At 47.5% G+C, this 18,356-nt stretch carries 13 protein-coding genes; 11 read left to right on the top strand and 2 right to left on the bottom strand.

From position 1 onward, the window contains the following. Nucleotides 1–9: 9 nt before the first annotated feature. The 4 genes from AC58UX_RS13880 to AC58UX_RS13865 all read left to right on the top strand — a co-directional run bounded on the left by AC58UX_RS13880 (nucleotide 10) and on the right by AC58UX_RS13865 (nucleotide 5,969). On the top strand, nucleotides 10–1,773 hold the full coding sequence (locus AC58UX_RS13880; RefSeq protein WP_497253509.1) for a sensor histidine kinase: 1,764 nt from the start codon (nucleotides 10–12) through the stop codon (nucleotides 1,771–1,773). Next, nucleotides 1,751–3,361, top strand: a complete 1,611-nt coding sequence (locus AC58UX_RS13875; protein WP_497253507.1) for a response regulator transcription factor — start codon at nucleotides 1,751–1,753, stop codon at nucleotides 3,359–3,361. The genes AC58UX_RS13880 and AC58UX_RS13875 overlap by 23 nt, the downstream gene beginning before the upstream one ends. A gap of 183 nt (nucleotides 3,362–3,544) precedes the next feature. Then, on the top strand, nucleotides 3,545–4,852 hold the full coding sequence (locus tag AC58UX_RS13870) for an ABC transporter substrate-binding protein (protein ID WP_497253505.1): 1,308 nt from the start codon (nucleotides 3,545–3,547) through the stop codon (nucleotides 4,850–4,852). A 94-nt stretch (nucleotides 4,853–4,946) separates the two neighbouring features. Then, nucleotides 4,947–5,969, top strand: coding sequence for an aldo/keto reductase (locus AC58UX_RS13865; protein ID WP_497253503.1), 1,023 nt, complete (start codon nucleotides 4,947–4,949; stop codon nucleotides 5,967–5,969). Between the two features lie 147 nt (nucleotides 5,970–6,116). Here AC58UX_RS13865 and AC58UX_RS13860 read toward each other — a convergent pair whose 3' ends face one another. Next, complete coding sequence (locus AC58UX_RS13860) at nucleotides 6,117–7,007, bottom strand: helix-turn-helix domain-containing protein (RefSeq protein ID WP_497253501.1); 891 nt, start codon at nucleotides 7,005–7,007, stop codon at nucleotides 6,117–6,119. 122 nt (nucleotides 7,008–7,129) lie between these two features. Between AC58UX_RS13860 and AC58UX_RS13855 the strand changes: the two genes are divergently transcribed. The 3 genes from AC58UX_RS13855 (at nucleotide 7,130) to AC58UX_RS13845 (ending at nucleotide 10,371) form a co-directional block, all read left to right on the top strand. Continuing rightward, entirely contained in the window at nucleotides 7,130–8,203 is a 1,074-nt protein-coding gene (locus AC58UX_RS13855) for a Gfo/Idh/MocA family protein (protein WP_497253499.1), read from the top strand. Nucleotides 8,204–8,244: 41 nt separating this feature from the next. Further along, nucleotides 8,245–9,081 (top strand): sugar phosphate isomerase/epimerase family protein, encoded by an 837-nt coding sequence (locus AC58UX_RS13850; protein ID WP_497253497.1) that lies wholly within the window; start codon nucleotides 8,245–8,247, stop codon nucleotides 9,079–9,081. Nucleotides 9,082–10,074: 993 nt separating this feature from the next. Further along, nucleotides 10,075–10,371: a hypothetical protein gene (locus tag AC58UX_RS13845; protein ID WP_497253495.1), complete on the top strand. Its 297-nt coding sequence runs from the start codon at nucleotides 10,075–10,077 to the stop codon at nucleotides 10,369–10,371. Between the two features lie 179 nt (nucleotides 10,372–10,550). On the opposite strand, the gene AC58UX_RS13840 is transcribed toward AC58UX_RS13845, so the two are convergent. After that, on the bottom strand, nucleotides 10,551–12,905 hold the full coding sequence (locus tag AC58UX_RS13840) for a helix-turn-helix domain-containing protein (protein WP_497253493.1): 2,355 nt from the start codon (nucleotides 12,903–12,905) through the stop codon (nucleotides 10,551–10,553). 123 nt (nucleotides 12,906–13,028) lie between these two features. On the opposite strand from AC58UX_RS13840, the gene AC58UX_RS13835 reads away from it, so the two are divergent. The 4 genes from AC58UX_RS13835 to AC58UX_RS13820 all read left to right on the top strand — a co-directional run bounded on the left by AC58UX_RS13835 (nucleotide 13,029) and on the right by AC58UX_RS13820 (nucleotide 18,347). Continuing rightward, nucleotides 13,029–14,546 carry an extracellular solute-binding protein gene (locus AC58UX_RS13835; RefSeq protein ID WP_497253491.1) on the top strand — a complete coding sequence of 506 codons (1,518 nt, stop codon included), beginning with the start codon at nucleotides 13,029–13,031 and terminating at the stop codon, nucleotides 14,544–14,546. Between the two features lie 311 nt (nucleotides 14,547–14,857). Next, complete coding sequence (locus tag AC58UX_RS13830) at nucleotides 14,858–16,399, top strand: extracellular solute-binding protein (RefSeq protein WP_497253489.1); 1,542 nt, start codon at nucleotides 14,858–14,860, stop codon at nucleotides 16,397–16,399. An 86-nt stretch (nucleotides 16,400–16,485) separates the two neighbouring features. Next, nucleotides 16,486–17,436, top strand: coding sequence for an ABC transporter permease (locus AC58UX_RS13825; protein ID WP_497253487.1), 951 nt, complete (start codon nucleotides 16,486–16,488; stop codon nucleotides 17,434–17,436). Between the two features lie 35 nt (nucleotides 17,437–17,471). Continuing rightward, the gene (locus AC58UX_RS13820) at nucleotides 17,472–18,347 is read left to right on the top strand and encodes a carbohydrate ABC transporter permease (RefSeq protein ID WP_497253485.1); all 876 of its coding nucleotides are present in this window, start codon (nucleotides 17,472–17,474) and stop codon (nucleotides 18,345–18,347) included. Nucleotides 18,348–18,356 lie beyond the last annotated feature (9 nt).

Genomic DNA, 18,356 nt, shown 5'->3' with positions numbered 1-18,356 from the left:
AGAGCCTTAATGAACTTATTCAAACGCGTGCGGATTGACCGCTTGTTTTTCGGGAGCTTCGCTTCTTTTATATCGATTCTATTGCTTATCTTTACATGGATTAGTTACAGCATGACGTCCCGCGAGCTGGCGGACACGTCGTCTTACTACCAGCAGGATATCCTTAATGAGCTAAATAAACAGATTGATATTCAGCTGAAATCGATTGAGCAAATGTCACTTGCGGCATCCCGCAATCTGAATACGATCGGCTATGATCCATTGGAAAAGGATTTATTCGAGCGGTTTCGTCGAAGGGACGATATGCTGCGGATGCTGGCTAGTATTACCTACAGCACGACCATGGTGCAGTCCATCTATTTATATATGGACAATCCGACCATGACGGATCCCCAGGCTCCTGTGCAAATTCTCGATATGGCGCATGTACGAGATGAGCCTTGGTATTCGGAGATTGAAAAATCCGACTTCACCTGGATTGGCGAGCGAATGCTCCCGACCAACAAGGGGCAGGAACGATTCATCAGCTTCGTTCGCAAGCTATATAATAATTCCGATAAGTACTATGGGCTATTGATGCTAAATGTGAAAGCGACTGCGATTGAAGGACTAGTTCGTGGAGAAGCCAACGGCAAAGAGAAGAACCGATTGCTGTTAGGTGCCGGCAACAGGATGATCGCGACGATTGGCAAGCCGACATTAAGTGAAGAGGAACTGCAACTGGTCGGCAGTAAGGAGAGCACGTCGAATTACATCCATTTGCCAGACAATCAAGGTGAAGGGGCGCTGCTCGTATGGAGCAAGGTACGCTCGGACTGGATGCTGATTGAAATCACGCCATGGAAAGATATCGTGCACGGTAGTATCCGTTTGGCCTATATATTAGTATCCGTCGGTCTAACAGCCATATGCATCACTGCCTTCTTCACGCTGTTTCTATCCAAACAATTTACGAAGCCGATTCGTCTATTACTTGCGCGAATGGGACGTGTGCCTGCGACAGGGGCGGCAATGGATTTGCCTACCGACTATATGAACGAGTTCGGGAGCTTATTTAACGGCTACCGCCGACAGATGGAGCGAATCGATGAACTGCTGCAATCGCTGCAATCGCAGCATAAGCGTCAGCGGGAAGCGGAAATCTTGGCGCTGCAGGCGATGATTAATCCCCATTTTTTATATAATACGTTGGATCAGTTGAACTGGATTGCGATCGATTCCGGACAAGAGAAAATCAGTACAATCGTCTCGCTCATGGGCAAAATGTTTCGTATCGGCCTCTCCAATGGAGAGACGGTCATTCCGATTCGGGATGAGCTGACGCATGTGGACTGCTACCTGCAAATTCAACAAATTCGCTGGGGAGAACGTCTCCATTACACCATAGATGTAGAAGAAGAGCTGAAGGATTTATATATTCCGCGTTTAACGATACAGCCTTTTGTGGAGAATGCGTTCATTCATGGGTTTCATGGCAGGAGGACTGGCGAAGTTCACATCGCCCTTAGACGTAAGGAAAATGATGTGGAAATTATCATTGCCGATAATGGCGTAGGGCTGCAGTCAGGCTGGGATGTGCCAAAGCCGCGCAAAACCGGAGGCTATGGCGTCAGAAATGTCATGGAGCGGATCGCCGCCTACTTCGGACAGCCTTACGGTGTCACAATGCGAGACAGGCTGGAGGGTGGAACAGAAGTAGTTCTGCTGCTGCCGGTTCTGCGTAATAAATCAGAGGTGGAGGAGACATTTCATGTGGAGAGTACTCATCATTGACGATGATTTTCAAGTGCTGGAAGGGATGAAGAAATCCATTCCATGGGAGCGCCTAGAGGCAGAATGGGCTGGAGAGGCGATGGATGGCCAAGAGGGGCTCCTCAAGGTCAAGGAAACGAGCCCTGATATTATTATTACGGATATTTACATGCCGGTGATGAACGGACTTGAGATGATCGAGCAGCTGAAGCAGGATGGGTTCTCGGGGGAAATCATCATTCTCAGCGGATATTCCGATTTTCAATACGCGCGTCAGGCGCTGCGATTGCAAGTAAGTGATTATTTGTCGAAGCCGGTCACGATGGATGAGCTTGGCGGTGTGCTGGAGCGGGTCATCCGTGAGCTGGAGAACAAGGAACTGGAGAAGCTGGAGCAGGAAGAGACGCGGCGCAGGTTACTAATGTACGAGCCCTTCGTGCAGAAGGAGTGGCTGAAGTCGGTCGTCACAGGCACGTTGGGGCGGTCTATAGGTGAGGAAAGCATGGAGTCGATGGACGAGAAAGTGTGGCTCAGGCAGAAGCACCTGATTATGGGCATCGAACTGATGGGAACGAACCGTGTTTCGAATTTGACGTTAACGGACTGGAGCCTGTTCCGATTTGCCCTAGCGAACATCATCTGTGAAGTGCTGGAGCGGGATTGGCCGCAATCCGAGTTCATCGAGCTGCATAGTCATCATGCTGCCATCGTTTTTCACATCCCTTTAGATCAATCGGACGCTGAGGCGCGAGAGCGTATAAGGCAAATTGGAGCGTACATCACGGAGTGTACTCAGACCTATTTGAAGCTGAGCATCCGTATCGGAATAGGCAGTGTCCAGGCGGACTGGAGGCAACTCTCCGACTCCACGGAGGAGGCCTTTCTGGATCTGCTGCAGCAAACGTTGACCGAAGGGCAGGGCACTCCGCCTTCCGATTTCGATACAGATGAGCCCGATGTTAAGATACGGCCTATTAAATTTTACCAGGAGCTGGCTGAGGCGATCGTATACGCCAAAGAGGAGGAGACGCTTGCAATCGCCCATGCCTACTTAGAGCAGCTACGCCAAATGCCTTTGGTTACGCCAGCATATCTGCAATACTTATGCTCGGAATTGTGGACTATTTTAGCCTATTCATTATATAGCACGGGAGTAGTACTTGACGATCTGTTCCCAGGTCTGCCAGCCAGCCAGGAAATTGCGAAGATTCTCACGATCGAGGAGCTCCGCACATGGCTTGAGAACAAAATCTCCGGCATCTCTTCACAACGCGGGTGGAGCGAGCATTCCAAGCATAAGGAAGCTATCGACTTCATGATTCAATTTGCACATGAGCATTATGCCGAGGAAATCGCGCTGGAGGATTTATCCAAGCAGCTATATTTATCACGCAATTATTTAAACCGTATGTTCAAGAAAGCAACGGGAGAAACGTTCACCAATTATTTGATCCGCTTAAGGCTGGAGAAAGCCAAGGTATTGCTGGCGGAAGGCAAATATATGATTTACGAGATCTCAGAAAAAGTAGGATACAAAAATGTGGCATATTTCAGTTCCATTTTCAAAAAGCATTACGGTATGAATCCTAGCGAGCTCGGCAAGAAATGAGAGATAAGTTGTGCTCGATTGTGATAGAAATGTGTTCATTACTCTTATTTTGATTGTGCCCTTCGGTTTATATAATGAAGCTATAAGCGCTGCTGATGAATGGAGTTGTTCGTTACCTTCGTTCCTATCGTCGGAAAGGCTTTGACCACATGGACCTGAATACAGGAAGGGGTTAACAGAATGATGAACAAGCAGATAAAAAGATGGGGTTTACTCACAATTACAGCTCTTACTGCTGTAAGCTTGGCCGCTTGCGGCAGCACTACTAATTCTAGCGAATCTGCAAAACCTAGCAGCGGTGCTGCAGCAGTTAGCGATAAGCCAGTAAAGCTGCGTATTGTATGGTGGGGCTCACAAGCCAGACACGATGCTACCTTGAAGGCTCTTGAGGCTTATACGAAGAAACATCCGAACGTCACCTTTGAACCGGAATTCTCTGGGTTTGATGGCTATGCAGATAAGCTGGCTACGCAAGCTGCGGCGAAGAATGCGCCTGATATCATCCAGATGGACCCGGCTTGGTTAGCTGAATATAGCGGCAGAAACCAGCTCGTGGATTTAGCCTCAGGCATCAATACGGCGGATATCGATAAGTCGTTGGTTGACTCCGGTAAATATAAAGACAAGCTGTATGCGATTCCGCTAGGAAATAATGCTACGGGCATGCTATTTAACAAGAATGCAGTAGATAAGCTTGGCATCACAGCTCCGGCCAATGGTTGGACATGGGATCAATACTTCCAATTCGGCAGGGATGCAAAAGCGAAGCTGGAGAAAGATAAATATGCGTTAATGGATGCGTCGAATGATTACACAGTCTATGCTTCCTACCAGACAAGCCAAGGCAAGGGCTACCCGGTGACTGTAGATGGCAAGTTCAACTTGGACAAAGATACGTACATTTCGTACCTGAAAAAATATGCTGACCTTCGCAAAGAAGGCGTTGTGCCTCCTCCAGATGTTGCAACAACGGATAAAGAATCCGATGCGAAGATGGATTTGATGAACAACGATACGGTTTTGATGAAGCGCAGCTTCGCAGCTCTGTTGCCTGGCTTTGATGGCGTGAAACCAGGCGCATATAAATTTGTTACACAGCCTAAAGGTGCTCAGGCAAGTGGCTTTCTGAAGCCTTCCATGTTCTGGTCCATCAGTGCGGATTCCAAGAATATCGAGGCGTCCAAGGCGTTTATCAACTGGTTTGTGAACGATACGGAAGCAGCGGATATTTTGACGACAACGCGTGGTGTGCCCGTTTCCAAAAAGGTTCTCGACTATTTGACACCGAAGCTAACGCCTGCGGATAAACAGCAAATCGAGCTGATCAAGAGTGTAGCTCCGGATGCGCAGCCATTTAATCCTGGTGCTAAGGGATGGAGCAACTACACGGCTAAGGACTTTAAAGATATTGGTGAGAAAGTGATGTTTGGTAAAATTACACCGGAAGCGGCGTATGATGAATTAGTGAAAAAAGCGAAGGATTACCAATAGGATGATAAAGCTCAGGCTGTCGAGATGTTTTCGATAGCCTGAGTTTTTTTAGGTTTGTAAGGAAGGTGATTACCCGTAATATTGTGTATAATCAATGCAAGACTTACAAGCTATCAAGGAATGGGTGAAAAGTATGGTGGGGGAAGCATTACGCAGGCAGCTAGGCAGCTCAACGCTGGCCTTGTCGCCACTTGGCCTAGGCTGCTGGCAATTCAGCAATGGTCAAGGCATGGTTGGGAAGTTCTGGCCGGTGCTGAAGAAAGAAGATGTGCGCAGCATCGTTCAGACGAGTCTCAAAGGCGGGATCAACTGGTTTGATACAGCGGAAGTTTACGGAAAAGGGCAATCGGAGCAAATGCTAGCGGAAGCGCTGCGCGAAGCGGGGCCTTTAGCTGACGGCGCGCACATTGCTACCAAGTGGTGGCCTTTGCTTCGCACAGCGAGCAGCATCACAAACACGATTGACGAGCGTATTCGCTTGCTGGAGAATCGCACGATTGAGCTGCATCAGGTGCATCAGCCTTTTTCATTCTCGTCTGTTCGCGAGGAAATGAACGCAATGGCGGAACTGGTGAAGCGGGGGAAAATCAAGAACGTAGGTGTCAGTAATTTTTCAGCGGACAAAATGCGTGAAGCTGACCGCGTCCTGCGGGAGCACGGACTTCGTCTCGTATCCAACCAAGTGAAATATAGCTTGCTGGACCGCCGCATCGAGCACAATGGCATCATGGCAACCGCGCAGGAGCTGGGAATCGCCATCATTGCGTATTCGCCGCTTGAGCAAGGTATTCTGAGCGGAAAATTCCACAAGAATCCGGCGCTCGTGAAAGCGATCAAGGGTCCGCGTAAATTCACTGCGGCATTCCGTACCTCGGGGCTGCAGAAATCGAAGCCGCTGATCGACAAGCTGGACGAGCTTGCTCAACTATATGATGCGTCTCCAACACAGATTGCACTGAATTGGTTGATCCATGCACATGGGGAGACGGTTTTTGCGATCCCTGGAGCGTCGAAGACGCACCATGCGGAGGAGAATGTGAAGGCCATGCAGTTCAAGCTGACGGATGGGGAATTAAAGCAGATTAGCGATGTTTCGAGCCGTGTGCTGAAGTCCTAATCGATCGGCAATATGCCGTCATGTAAATGTAATACGGCTGCAATCTGAATTTCAGGTAGATTTAAGGTTACAAGCCTATACTAAATCTCGACCCCCTTTTAATATATAAACCTTAGACCCGCAGCCCGTTGCTGTGGGTCACTTTTTTTACCTCACCGCACGCCCATGCTCGACCTTCCGATATTCCTTCGGCACGATGCCCTTACTTTCCCTGAAAATCCGCGAAAACGTCTTGTACGAGCCATACCCAACCTCCAGCGCGATCTCCGTGACACTCATGTCAGTGGAGACCAGCAGACTGCAAGCGTGGCGTAAGCGCAGATCATGCAAAAAATGGACAAAGGTTTGTCCTGTCGTTTGCTTAATCACCTCGCTAATGCGGGAGACGCTCATCTTGAAGCGTACAGCAAGATCGGACAAGGCAAGATCCTCTTGATAATTCCGATGGATATAATGAATGATCGGCCACACGGCTTGGCTGGCTTTGGAGGAAGCTTTGGCTGAAGTGCTCACAGCCTCTTCTTGTCCAATGTGCTGGAATCGGTGCCGATCGAAGCGGATCAGAATCTCCTTCAATTTGGCCTTCAGCAGGGTCTGCCTGTAACGCTCGTCGCCGTGATACTCCTTAAACATATCTTCGATGAGAGCCGTCATCTTCGTCTGCTCGGCCTCTTCAAATTGTACATAAGCTGGTAAATCATTAGCGTCATTAAATAAATCAGATAAGCCCTGATCATTCCCCGGCTCCATGAGCAGATCCATACTGAACATGCCGTTAAAGAGAACTAGCTTTTGACCCGGATCCGTAAAAATCTCATGCACTTGATAGGGCAGCACAAAGGTAAACGTGCCAGGTGCCATGATGTGTTTCACATCATTAATCATCTCTGCGCCTCGGCCTTCCACCACATAAGAGAACTCAAGGTAATCATGGCGATGTGCACGAAAACCATGCTCTAATGTATTTCGACTGAGATGAAACGGGAATGGCGAGTGCATGTTGGGGTATGTTTTTAAGTAATCTGGAAAATACGTCATGGTCAGTCAAGGCTCCTTCGAAAAAATGGGACGTTTTCCGAATATACGGTACGACTTCTTCATGAACTTATTTTATCATAAAAACAGGTTCAACAGCGTTTACTAATGAGGAGGAACGAATCGTGGAAAGCGTTAACAAAATTAGAATTGGCATTATCGGTGCAGGAAATATTGGCGGCGTTCATATTCGGGAGTTTTCGAAGCTGGCGGGACTCTGTGAAATTACAGCGATTACGGATGCCTACTTGCCTTTAGCTGAAGCGAAAGCGCAAGAGCATGGCATTGCTTATGTGGCAGCCACACCGGAGGAGCTTATCCAAAACGCAAATGTCGACGCAGTCATTATTGGCGTGCCGAATCAATACCATGCTTCCCTTGCTGTGCAAGCGATTGAAGCAGGCAAACATGTACTGATCGAGAAGCCAATGGGCATTAATGCTGCAGCGGCCAAACAAATATATGAAGCAAGCAAAGCGTCAAATAAGATTGTCATGATCGGTCACCAAATGCGCTGGGAGTCCGTTCCTATGCAAATTAAGGAGCAGGTCGAAGCGGGTGAGCTAGGCAAGATTTACACGGCTAAAACGGGCTGGTTCCGCCGCAAAGGAATCCCAGGCTGGGGAACTTGGTTCACGAAAATGGACGAGTCCGGCGGTGGTCCTTTGATCGATATCGGTGTTCATATGTTGGATCTTGCCCTCTACTTGATGGGGAATCCGAAGCCTGTATCGGTCGTTGGGGCAACGTATGCAGAATTTGGGCCGCGCCGCAAAGGGATTGGTACATGGGGCAAGCCGAACTGGAATGGTTACTATGATGTTGAGGATTTGGCGACAGCGCTTATTCGCATGGAAGATGGCAGCACGTTGACGCTGGAAGTAAGCTGGGCGGTTCACATGGATACGGATAACACACCTTTCGTACACCTCATGGGCTCAGATGGCGGAGCTAGCTACAAGGGACCTTCGGGTAAACTGCTGACAGAGAAGTTCAACCGTGCCATCGAAACCGAGCTGAAAAAGCCTGAAAATGATGAAGGTGAGCGCCTGCGTCTCAGCCAGCATTTCCTAGACTGTATTCGTGAAGGGAAGCAGCCGATCACTTCCGCGCTTTCTGGTTATACGAACAATTTGATTCTTGATGCGATCTACGAGTCTTCGCGGACTGGCAGTGAAGTGAAGTTGAACTGGGATTAAAAGAACAGGCGAATAACAGAAACTATTTGGAGGATGATTCGATGCTTAGAGGATTAACGAGAGCAGGGCTTGGCAAGATTGAGAGCAACGAGCAATTCATTGATTTAGCTGCAAAATATGGTTTCCAAGCGGTCGATATCGACGTTGTGAGCCTCGTAGAAACGCACACCGTCGCGGGTGCGCGGGAATTGTTAGAGAGCCGTGGCCTCGTGGTCGGCTCGATCGGTCTGCCCGTGGAATGGCGTTCCACGGAAGAGGTGTTCCGCGAGGGGCTGCCGAAGCTAGCCCAAGCGGCGGAAGCGGCAGCAGCGCTCGGCTGCACGAGCTGCTGCACGTATGTGCTGCCCTCCACGGACTTGGGGGCAGCGCACTTCATGGCGCTCGCGACGCGCAGATTGCGCACGTGCGCCCAAATCCTAGGCGCCTACGGCATCCGCCTAGGGCTGGAGTTCGTCGGTCCGCATCATTTGCGGACGCGGTGGAAGCATCCGTTCATCTGGACGATGGATGAAACGTTAGATTGGATCGATGCGATCGGTGAGCCGGGCGTGGGCTTGTTGTTCGACGCGTACCACTGGTACACGACGGGGGGCACTGTCGCGGATATCGAGAGGCTTCGCGTCGATCAGATCGTGCACGTCCACATCAACGATGCGCCGGACGTGCCGGTAGAGGCAGTGCTCGACAACGGGCGCGTCTACCCGGGGGAAGGCGTCATCGACCTGGCCGGCTTCCTGCAAGGCCTTAAGCGCATTGGCTACACCGGCGCTGTGGCGCAGGAGATCCTGACGGCGGAAGCGCCGACGGATTCGCCAGAGCTCTTGGCGGAGCGGTCTAAGGCTGGCTTCGACAAGGTTTATGCGGCGGCGGGATTGTAGTAGTTTGTGGAGTGGGCGAATTCCTTTGGGGATTCGCTCTTTTTGCTGCTTGCGGTGTCGCGGTGGGAGTGGTTCCTCGGGGGATTTAGAAGTTCTGAGATATATACAAGAAATGAAATTTGAAGTGGTGCCAGCACTTTGGCACCTTGTATGATTAACATTCCAAATAGACAGCACCCTGCTTCTAAAGAACTATTCTACTCAACACCCAGCCGCTACTCCCAATTGAACTAATCTACACTCTACTCACCAACAAGCTACTTTCAATTGAACCAAATCTACACTCCACGCACCAACAAGCTACTTTCAATTGAACTAAATCTACACTCCACGCACCAACAAGCTACTTTCAATTGAACTAAATCTACACTCCACGCACCAACAAGCTACTTCAATTGAACTAATCTACACTCCACTCGCCAACATGCCGCTCCCCCTGAACTATCCCTATCCCCCTCTAGCACACCGCTCCATTGGACAATTCCAATGGATGAGTCATTAAACTAACCAAATACCCAATTTGAGTGGACAAATCCACTCAAATCAGTCAAATGGGGCCTTTTTGGCCCGATTTGGGGCAGCTCCAGTGGACAAATCCAATATAGAAGGATATTTTGGTCTACAATTATGAAAAGCACTGTATTAATCCAATGGACAGACATCCTTCAACACAGCTGTACAACTAACTGGATTTTCTCCATCTAATTTCCAGAAAATCTACGGTATGAGAGGAATAACTGGATTTCCTCCAGCTATTTTCCGTGGTTTTCAGCGTTTTGGCCAAATCGGCAGGAAATAACTACAGGAAATCCATCTAATCGGCGATTTCAGCTCAAACCGCCGATATTAGGTGTAGTTTTTCCATCTAAATGCTGGCTCCCCCGCCAAGCCCAGCGCCTTCGACAAAAATTCCTACATTTCGTCCCTAAAGTGTGACAAACTTCTCATGAAATCTCGGGTACGCTTTAAAAAAAGCGAAAAGGAGATAAGATCATGCAAATTAAGAATAAACAGGACATCAGCTTGATTTTGGACAACTTTTCAAACTTCGCAGAGTGGGATGCAGCAGGGAAGAAGCTTTACCTCGTATTTGCCGATAAAAAACGTGGAGGTCAATGGACCTTAATGAACTACGAAGACGAGCGCTTTAGTGTTCATGGCGTGGGGAAAGATTACGAAGATGTAGGCGAGTCGTTTTTCGAGGAGCGCAATCTGCTTCTATCCTTCTTGTGGGACAACCGTGCTGCGCTGAAAGCAGCGGTTGAAGCCAGCCAAGTCGTTTCCGCATAGGGCAGTCCGGTATAACGGAACAACAGCCTGCGAAACCACCAACATTCAAGTGGTGGCTTCGCAGGCTGTTTGCTTTTCCGCTAGCAGGTGGTGGGCTGCATCGGCTGTTTGCTTTTCCGCTAGCAGGTGGTGGCTGCATCGACCGATTGCTTTTCGGCCTTGCACGTGGTGGCCTCGTCCTACGGACTAGGCGTCGTACCCTCTTTCTGTTTATCCCGGTACTGACCGGGCGTAAGCCCTTCCTGTTTGCGGAAGGAGCGGATGAAATTCTGCGAGTTGTTGTAGCGCAGCTTCGAGGAGATATCCTTGATCGGCATATCGGTCTCGGAGAGCCACTTTTTTGCCATATTGAAGCGGTAGTTCGATAAATAGTCACTGAAGGAGCAGTTCGTCTCTTTGCGGAAAATACTGCTTAAATAATTCGCATTGTAATGCAGACGAGAAGCGCATTCCTCGAGTGTTAGATCTGTGTCGTAATAATGCTGCACGAGATCGATGATTTTCTCGGAAATGTTGTGGTACTGCGCATCCTGACGATCTCGGTAAATCCGGATCAGCGGATGGATGACCTCGGTCCAGAACCAGTCCTCGATCTCCGCTGTCGTATGCAGGCTGAGCACCTCTTCGAACAAAGAGCCTTTGTTCGGATGAATCTGATTTAAGGCGATGCCGGATTCCTGCATCATCATCAGCAGGTTGTTCAGCAACCGCGCCAGCGGGATCTGATACTCCTGTGGCGACAGGGGAGCCGCAAATACTGCCTGAAGCAGCTGCTTCAGCAGCTCGCGGGATTTATCTTTTTCGGCTAGCTTAATGCTGTCGATCAGATCGTTTTCCAGCGGCTTCGGATAGTTCAAATTCAAGTAATGCTTCCCGGAGTTGATATTCTCATATTGAATAATGATGCCCTCTCCGAGCTTAATCCGGTGCTTCAACGCCTCAAGTCCCTCTTTGTACGCCAGCGCCATCTGTGTAAAAGCATGGATCGGCAGCGAAATCCCGATGGAAATGTGCAGCCTCAAGAAGTTGTAAATATGCTGCTGAACCTGCTCTGTTAAGCTGTACACCATGGTGCGGAAGTCGCTGTCCACCGTGTCTGCGCTGCCAATCAGCGTAACGATGGTTTGATCAATTAGGATCGGCGCTAAGCGCTGTTCCGAAGGGATGAGCTCTTCCAGCATATTGTGCACAGCAAAAAGCAGCAGCTCCATATCCTTTTTCTCATAACGGGTATGGTCGATAGCATCAATCTGGATCGTGATGACAGACATCGTCTTCCAAGAGGCAATATGTTCGGTGTAACCGAATTGTGCGAGCTTTTCGAGCAATTCCGCCGATTTAATATGTCCCTGAAAAGCCTTGATGAGGAAGAAAGTCCGCACTTGGCCGATGTGTTGGTGAACTTCTTTTTCGAGCTGCGACTTCGATTGGAACAAAGTATGCACATGCTCGCTGATCATCTGAAATTCGTTGGCCTTGCGCTGCTGATTACCACTCACCAAACCTCCGATTTGATTCAAGAGCAGCTGGATCGGTGAGTACATTTTACGCGAAACGAGCCATGCGAGCAGCAAAGCAAGCAACAGCATCAAAACGCAGATGTAGATTGTGTAGGTTCCGATTTTGCTGGATTCCTTGGTCAAGCTGTCGATTGATGTGAAGGATAAGTAAGTCCAGTTGTTCAGATTCGAACGCAAGAAAGTAACGGAATAAGGTTTATCGTGAATGCTGGCGCGGAATTGTCCGCTTCCATCTTCAAGTGGTTTAAGGTCAGTCAGACCGGCCGCAGTAATGGATTTTCCGATCAGACCCGGATCACGATTCATCACAATCCGCTGCTGTTCATCGATGATGACAATGTCATCAGGGTGTTCGGAGTCACTTTGAATCATATCCTGCAAGGAGCAGGCGGGAATATTCGCTAAGGCTAAGCCGTATTTGTCGAGGCCGGTAGTCGGCAGCTTTTTGACAAGCGAAATACTGTAGTCACAGCTCACGCTGCGAGCGTTTTCCTCGGTGTAGAACCACTCCGAAGGATTCAAGGTCCATGTGCTGTTATCTTGCGCGTTCATCAGCGAAATCAGTTTATCGGCGAACGGATAGTTGTCAAAACGGTACAGCCCTGAATTTTTGATCATCCAATTCTGCTTCGCGTTAATCAAGAGCACATCTTCGAGCCTCGTGTCAAAAGATTGCATATACCGAATCTCACTGCGCAGGTCATCATACATCATGAAATCGGTTACAGTTAGCGGCATTTCCATCGCCTTTTTGAGTACAGTGGAATTGATGACCTGATTTAGTGTATGGTTGACAGTGGTTAATTTCTGCTCTACATTGGAATTGATTTGGGTGATTAACTGCATTTTACCTTCGTTGACATTTTTTTGGATCTCACTTGAGGATGTCACAAAGGCAAAAGCACCGATAAAAATCACAGGCAGCGTGCTGAGCAGGAAGCTGAATATCGTCATTTTGCTAAGAAAACTTAAAGAGCGCATCGCATCCAACACCTTATCTATTCGAAGAATCATACGTCAGACTATCTATGTATTGTAGTCAAGAGTCCAGTTCAGATCAATAATCATCTGCAATGGGGATAATCATTATCTCATATTTACTGTTAAAAAACACTTGTATTGCAAGGAGGAGTTAGTGTGAGAAGTAGTTTGTTTGGCGGGCGACTCAAATGGACAGGACGAATAATCATAGCTGTAATCATCCTTATGTTAATAAGCGCTTGTCAGAAGGAGAGCACACCAAAAGCAAAAGAAGAGAAGAATGATCGGCCAGTGATTTCGATTATGGCACCTCTTCATTTTCCGCATCCGCCAATACCAGAGCTTATACAAGCGATTGAGGATAAGACGCAAACTAAGCTGGATTTGAACTGGGTACCAGATGGGATTTATACAGACAAAATGAATACAGCCCTGACGACGAACTCATTGAAGAAAGCGACCTACGTGAAATATACGGACTATATGCTGATGAAAAATTCGATCCGTTCCGGTGCATTCTGGGATATTGGACCTTATTTGGCTGCGTATCCGAATTTGAAAAAGCTGAATAAAGAGATTTTGGGTCAAGCGGCCGTTGACGGCAAAATTTATGGCTTATACACCGAGCGTCCGTCCTCTCGGCAGGGAATTATTATTCGCGAAGATTGGTTGAATAATCTTAAATTGAAGAAGCCAACGAATCTCAATGAATTGTATGAAGTGCTCAAAGCATTCACATATGGGGACCCTGATCGTGATGGGAATGATGATACGATTGGGTTAACGGATCGTAATGATTTGGTATTCGGCTCATTTAAGACACTCAGCTCCTACTTTGGAACACCGAATACTTGGGGAGTTTCCGCTGGAAAGCTCGTACCAGAATTCGAAACACAAGCGTATATAGACACGATGAATTTTATGAAAAAGCTGTATGACGAGAAGTTGATTAATTCGGATTTCGCCGTGACCAGCAAAGAAGTACAGCGGGATAAGTTGATTCGCGGCACGGCGGGCGTGTACATCGGCAGTATGCAGGATGTACAACGTCTTTCGGATGAGGCACAGTTGGTGAATCCAGAGGCAAGGTTCACGCTCGTGAATCATATTGAAGGACCGCAGGGATTTCATATTTGGTCTATCCCTAATTATAGTGCCTTATATCTGTTCTCCAAAAAGGCGATTAGAACGGAAGCGGAACTGAAGCAAGTGCTGCAGTTTTTTGATCGGACGATGGATAAAGATATCGCTAATCTGATGAAGTACGGCTTAGAGGGACGGCATTACACGGCCAAGAATGGACAAATTCAGCTCTCCGAAGAGACATCGAAAATCCGTGTTAATGAGGTCAACGCACTATATGCGCTGATGATCGCGGATTTGAACAATCCGAATATCATTCCTGTTGTAGAAAGCGAATCATTGTCACAAATGGCGGATACGCTTAGCTTGGATAATGAGAACTATGCGATCAAGGATCCGACATTGGGTATAGAATCGAAGACCTATGACGAGCGCGGTGTCGAATTGTACAAAATTATCTCGGATGCGACATATAACTACATTTTAGGCAAGTTAGATAAATCGGCTTTCCAGCAAGAGATCGAGCGTTGGAAGCGCGGCGGCGGGAATCAAATGATCCAGGAGTATAATGAGGCGTATGCGAAGAAGTAGTGGTTGAAGGTGTAACCCACTAATTAGGCCTTCAACCTGAGTGGGTTACTTTCGTTTTTCGATATATGTCAGAAGAAGTTCAGAAGGAGTCTACCAACTGGTAGGCTCTTTCTTTTGTCTTTTTAGGCCCAAAGCCTCAGCCCCGTCACTAAAAGCTTCCCCACTAATAATCATCTGCACACCCGATAATCATCATCTCACATCCCGCGCCAGACGCAGCCGATATGAGTAAATGATTGTTTCGGTACCCTTTCCAAGCCGTGTAATGTATGAGTTGTAGCACACAACATTTTCACGGAGGTCAACCCGATATGAAGAGAAAATTAGTCACGATTCCAATGAGCGTACTACTCGTTTCCAGCTTTGCTTTGGCAGCATGCGGAGATAAAGAAACGCCTGCATCAACAACAGCAGCAACGACAACAACAGCACCTGCAGCGGCAACACCGAAACCGACAGACAATACACCTACAGCGATTACAATCATGGCACCACTTAATACGGCGCAAACCCCACCAGATACCATTATTAAAGAACTTGAGAAGCTGACGAACACGAAGCTGACGTATCAATTCTTCCCGGCAGACACGTATGAAGAGAAGTTGAATACGACTTTCGCAACTGGCGCTCTTCCGCAAGCGACGTACTTGAAAAACCAAGCGACGTTCATCCAAATGAAATCAGCGATCCGTGACGGACAGTTCTGGGAGATCGGGCCTTTACTGAAAGACTTCCCGAACCTGAGCAAGCTGAAATCCACAACAAATGATAATACAAAAGTGGATGGCAAATTGTACTCCCTGTACCGTGGTGTCGACATTGCCCGTCAAGGTCTTATCTATCGTAAGGATTGGGCAGATAAGTTGGGTCTGAAGCCTCCAGCTAATCTAGATGAATTGTTTGCAATGGCAAAAGCGTTTACGGAAAACGATCCTGATGGCAATGGTAAAAAAGATACAATCGGTCTTACTGACCGTAATGATCTTATTTACGGGGCATTCAAAACTATCGCAGCTTGGCAAGGCACACCGAATAACTGGGGCGTGAAAGACGGTAAGCTAGCTCCTGAATTCATGTTCCCGCAATATGTAGCGACCATGGATTATTTCAAAAAAATGCGAGATGGCGGCTACATCAACAAGGATTTCGCAGCGACAAGTAAAACGGATCAACAAAAGTTGTTCACCGCGGGTACAGCAGGTATGTACATCGGAGCGATGACGGACGTTTCCACGTTGAACAAAGACTTGGTTAAGAACGTACCGTCCGCTGTAGTTGATGTGCACAGCATGGTTGCTGGACCTGATGGCAAATTCGCACATTGGGCATTGCCTGGATTCGCTAACGTAGTTCTGTTCCCGAAATCTGCGAATAAAACAGAAGCTGATCTTCGTAAAGTATTAGCTTACTTCGACAAAATGATGACACCAGAAGTAGCAAACATGGCTAACTGGGGCATTAAAGATGTGAACTACAGCGTAACAGATAACAAAGCGAAGAAGCTGGATGAAGAAAAATGGACACGCGAAGTGAAACCATTCACAGATGCAGCAATTGGTGATGAAGATACGTCCGGCAGATATTTGGGTATTCCTACGATCCCAGCACAAGGTAAAGCAGATGAGTTGAAAATTGCGAACCTGAAGTTCGCTGTTCAAGACCCAGTAGCTGCACTTGATTCCAAAACAAACCTTGAAAAAGGTGTTCAAGCGCAAGCCGTTATCATTGATGCAACGAACAAATACATTTACGGAACAATCGATAAAGCAGGCTTTGATAAAGCGATTGAAGATTGGAAAGCTCGTGGCGGCAGCAAAATCATCGAAGAATACAACGCTGTTTACAAAAAGTAATTCTGCAACAAGTGTCTGACAAGTCAAGGTGAGAGGGCTGCTGAAACCGCGGCGGCCTTCTCCTTTTAAGGAAAGGAAGAAGTCCTATGCAAGAAGTGAAGGTTGCACAAAACATAGTAGCTAGGAAGTCAAGCAGCGAGCTGAGCAGACGTCTTTGGAAAAACAAATGGATTTATGTCATGTTGCTGCCGGGTATTTTGTACTTTATCGTTTTCAAATACATTCCGATGTACGGACTAATCATCTCCTTCCAGAACTACAAGCCTTTCAAAGGTGTTACTGGAAGTGAATGGGTCGGATTGGAGCATTTTAAGCGTTTGTTTACAGAGCCGGATTTTCTGAATATTTTGAGCAATACGTTAATCTTGTTCGTCATGAATCTCTTGTTCTACTTCCCAATTCCGATCATCTTGGCACTCATGCTGAATGAAGTCAGAGGGGATCTGTTTAAGAAAGTGTTTCAAACGATTGTGTATCTGCCTCACTTTATGTCTTGGGTAATTATCGTCTCTATCAGCTTCGTTATGTTGACTATGGATGGCGGGATTATTAATGAACTCATATCGTATTTCGGCCTTGAAAAGATTAACTTTTTACTAGCTCCAGAATGGTTCAGACCGATTTATATTCTGCAAGTCATTTGGCGTGAAGCAGGTTGGGGAACGATCATTTATTTGGCAGCGATTGCTTCTATCGATCCTGGTTTATATGAAGCTGCTCGTATGGATGGGGCGGGACGTCTTAGACAAGTGTGGCACATTACGCTGCCCGCGATCCGAAGTGTCATTATTGTTTTATTAATTTTGAAAATTGGTGCGGTTCTCGAGCTCGGTTTTGAACATGTGTATTTGCTTCTTAACTCCATGAACCGAGAAGTTGCTGAGATCATTGATACTTATGTATATACAGCAGGTTTGAAACAAGGGCAATTCAGCTACAGCGCAGCGATTGGTTTGTTCAAATCATTCATTGGACTTGTTCTGGTGATGATCGTGAATCGAATCGCGAAGAAATTGGGCGAAGAAGGCGTTTACTAGGCTTGGTAAGCGGAAGCAGCTAGGAGGTTGAAATCATGGTAGAAGATAAAACAATTGCCGGCCGAATGTTCGGTATCATCAACTATTTGTTATTAACGATCATTGGATTAATTACGATCATCCCCTTCGTACACGTGGTAGCAGGTTCCTTCACGACAAGTGCGGAAATGGCAACTAAGAAATTCGTCCTCATTCCGACGGATTGGAGTATCGAGGCCTATCGCTTTATTTTTTCAACGAATACCATATTTAAAGCCATGGCGGTCTCGATTGGGTCGACGGCTGTCGGCACGGTGATCAGTATGTTCATCACAGCGTTGATGGCATACGGCTTGGCACGCAGAGATGTGGATGGACGTAAAGTGATCATGTTCCTCGTTGTTTTTACAATGTTGTTTCATGGCGGCTTGATCCCGACGTTTCTCGTAGTAAAAGAGCTTGGTATGATCGACACCTACGCGGCATTGATTCTTCCAACAGCAGTCAGTGCATTTAACTTAATTATTTTGAAAAACTTCTTCCAAAACATCCCGGAAGGGCTTGAAGAGTCAGCGAAAATCGACGGCTGCAGCGACTTCGGTATCTTATTCCGTATCGTTCTGCCATTATCGATGCCTGCGATTGCAACGATCTCGTTGTTCTACGCGGTAACCTATTGGAACACGTACTTGAGTGCAATTCTTTACATCAATGAAAGTGCCAAATGGCCGATTCAAGTCTTGCTGCGCCAAATTGTCGTACTTGCCAGCGGTTTGGACGTGAGCTCTGACTTGGACAGTGCGACACCGCCGCCAGCGCAGTCAATCAAAATGGCTGTTATCGTCGTAGCTACGATTCCGATTCTAATTGTGTATCCGTTCTTGCAAAAGCATTTTGCTAAGGGCGCGATGATTGGATCTATTAAGGGTTAATCTGTAAAG

It is taken from the genome of Paenibacillus sp. J22P90 (assembly GCF_059692195.1).
The sequence above is the reverse complement of the archived record's forward strand: the minus strand, read 5'-3'. Positions and strand labels throughout refer to the sequence as shown.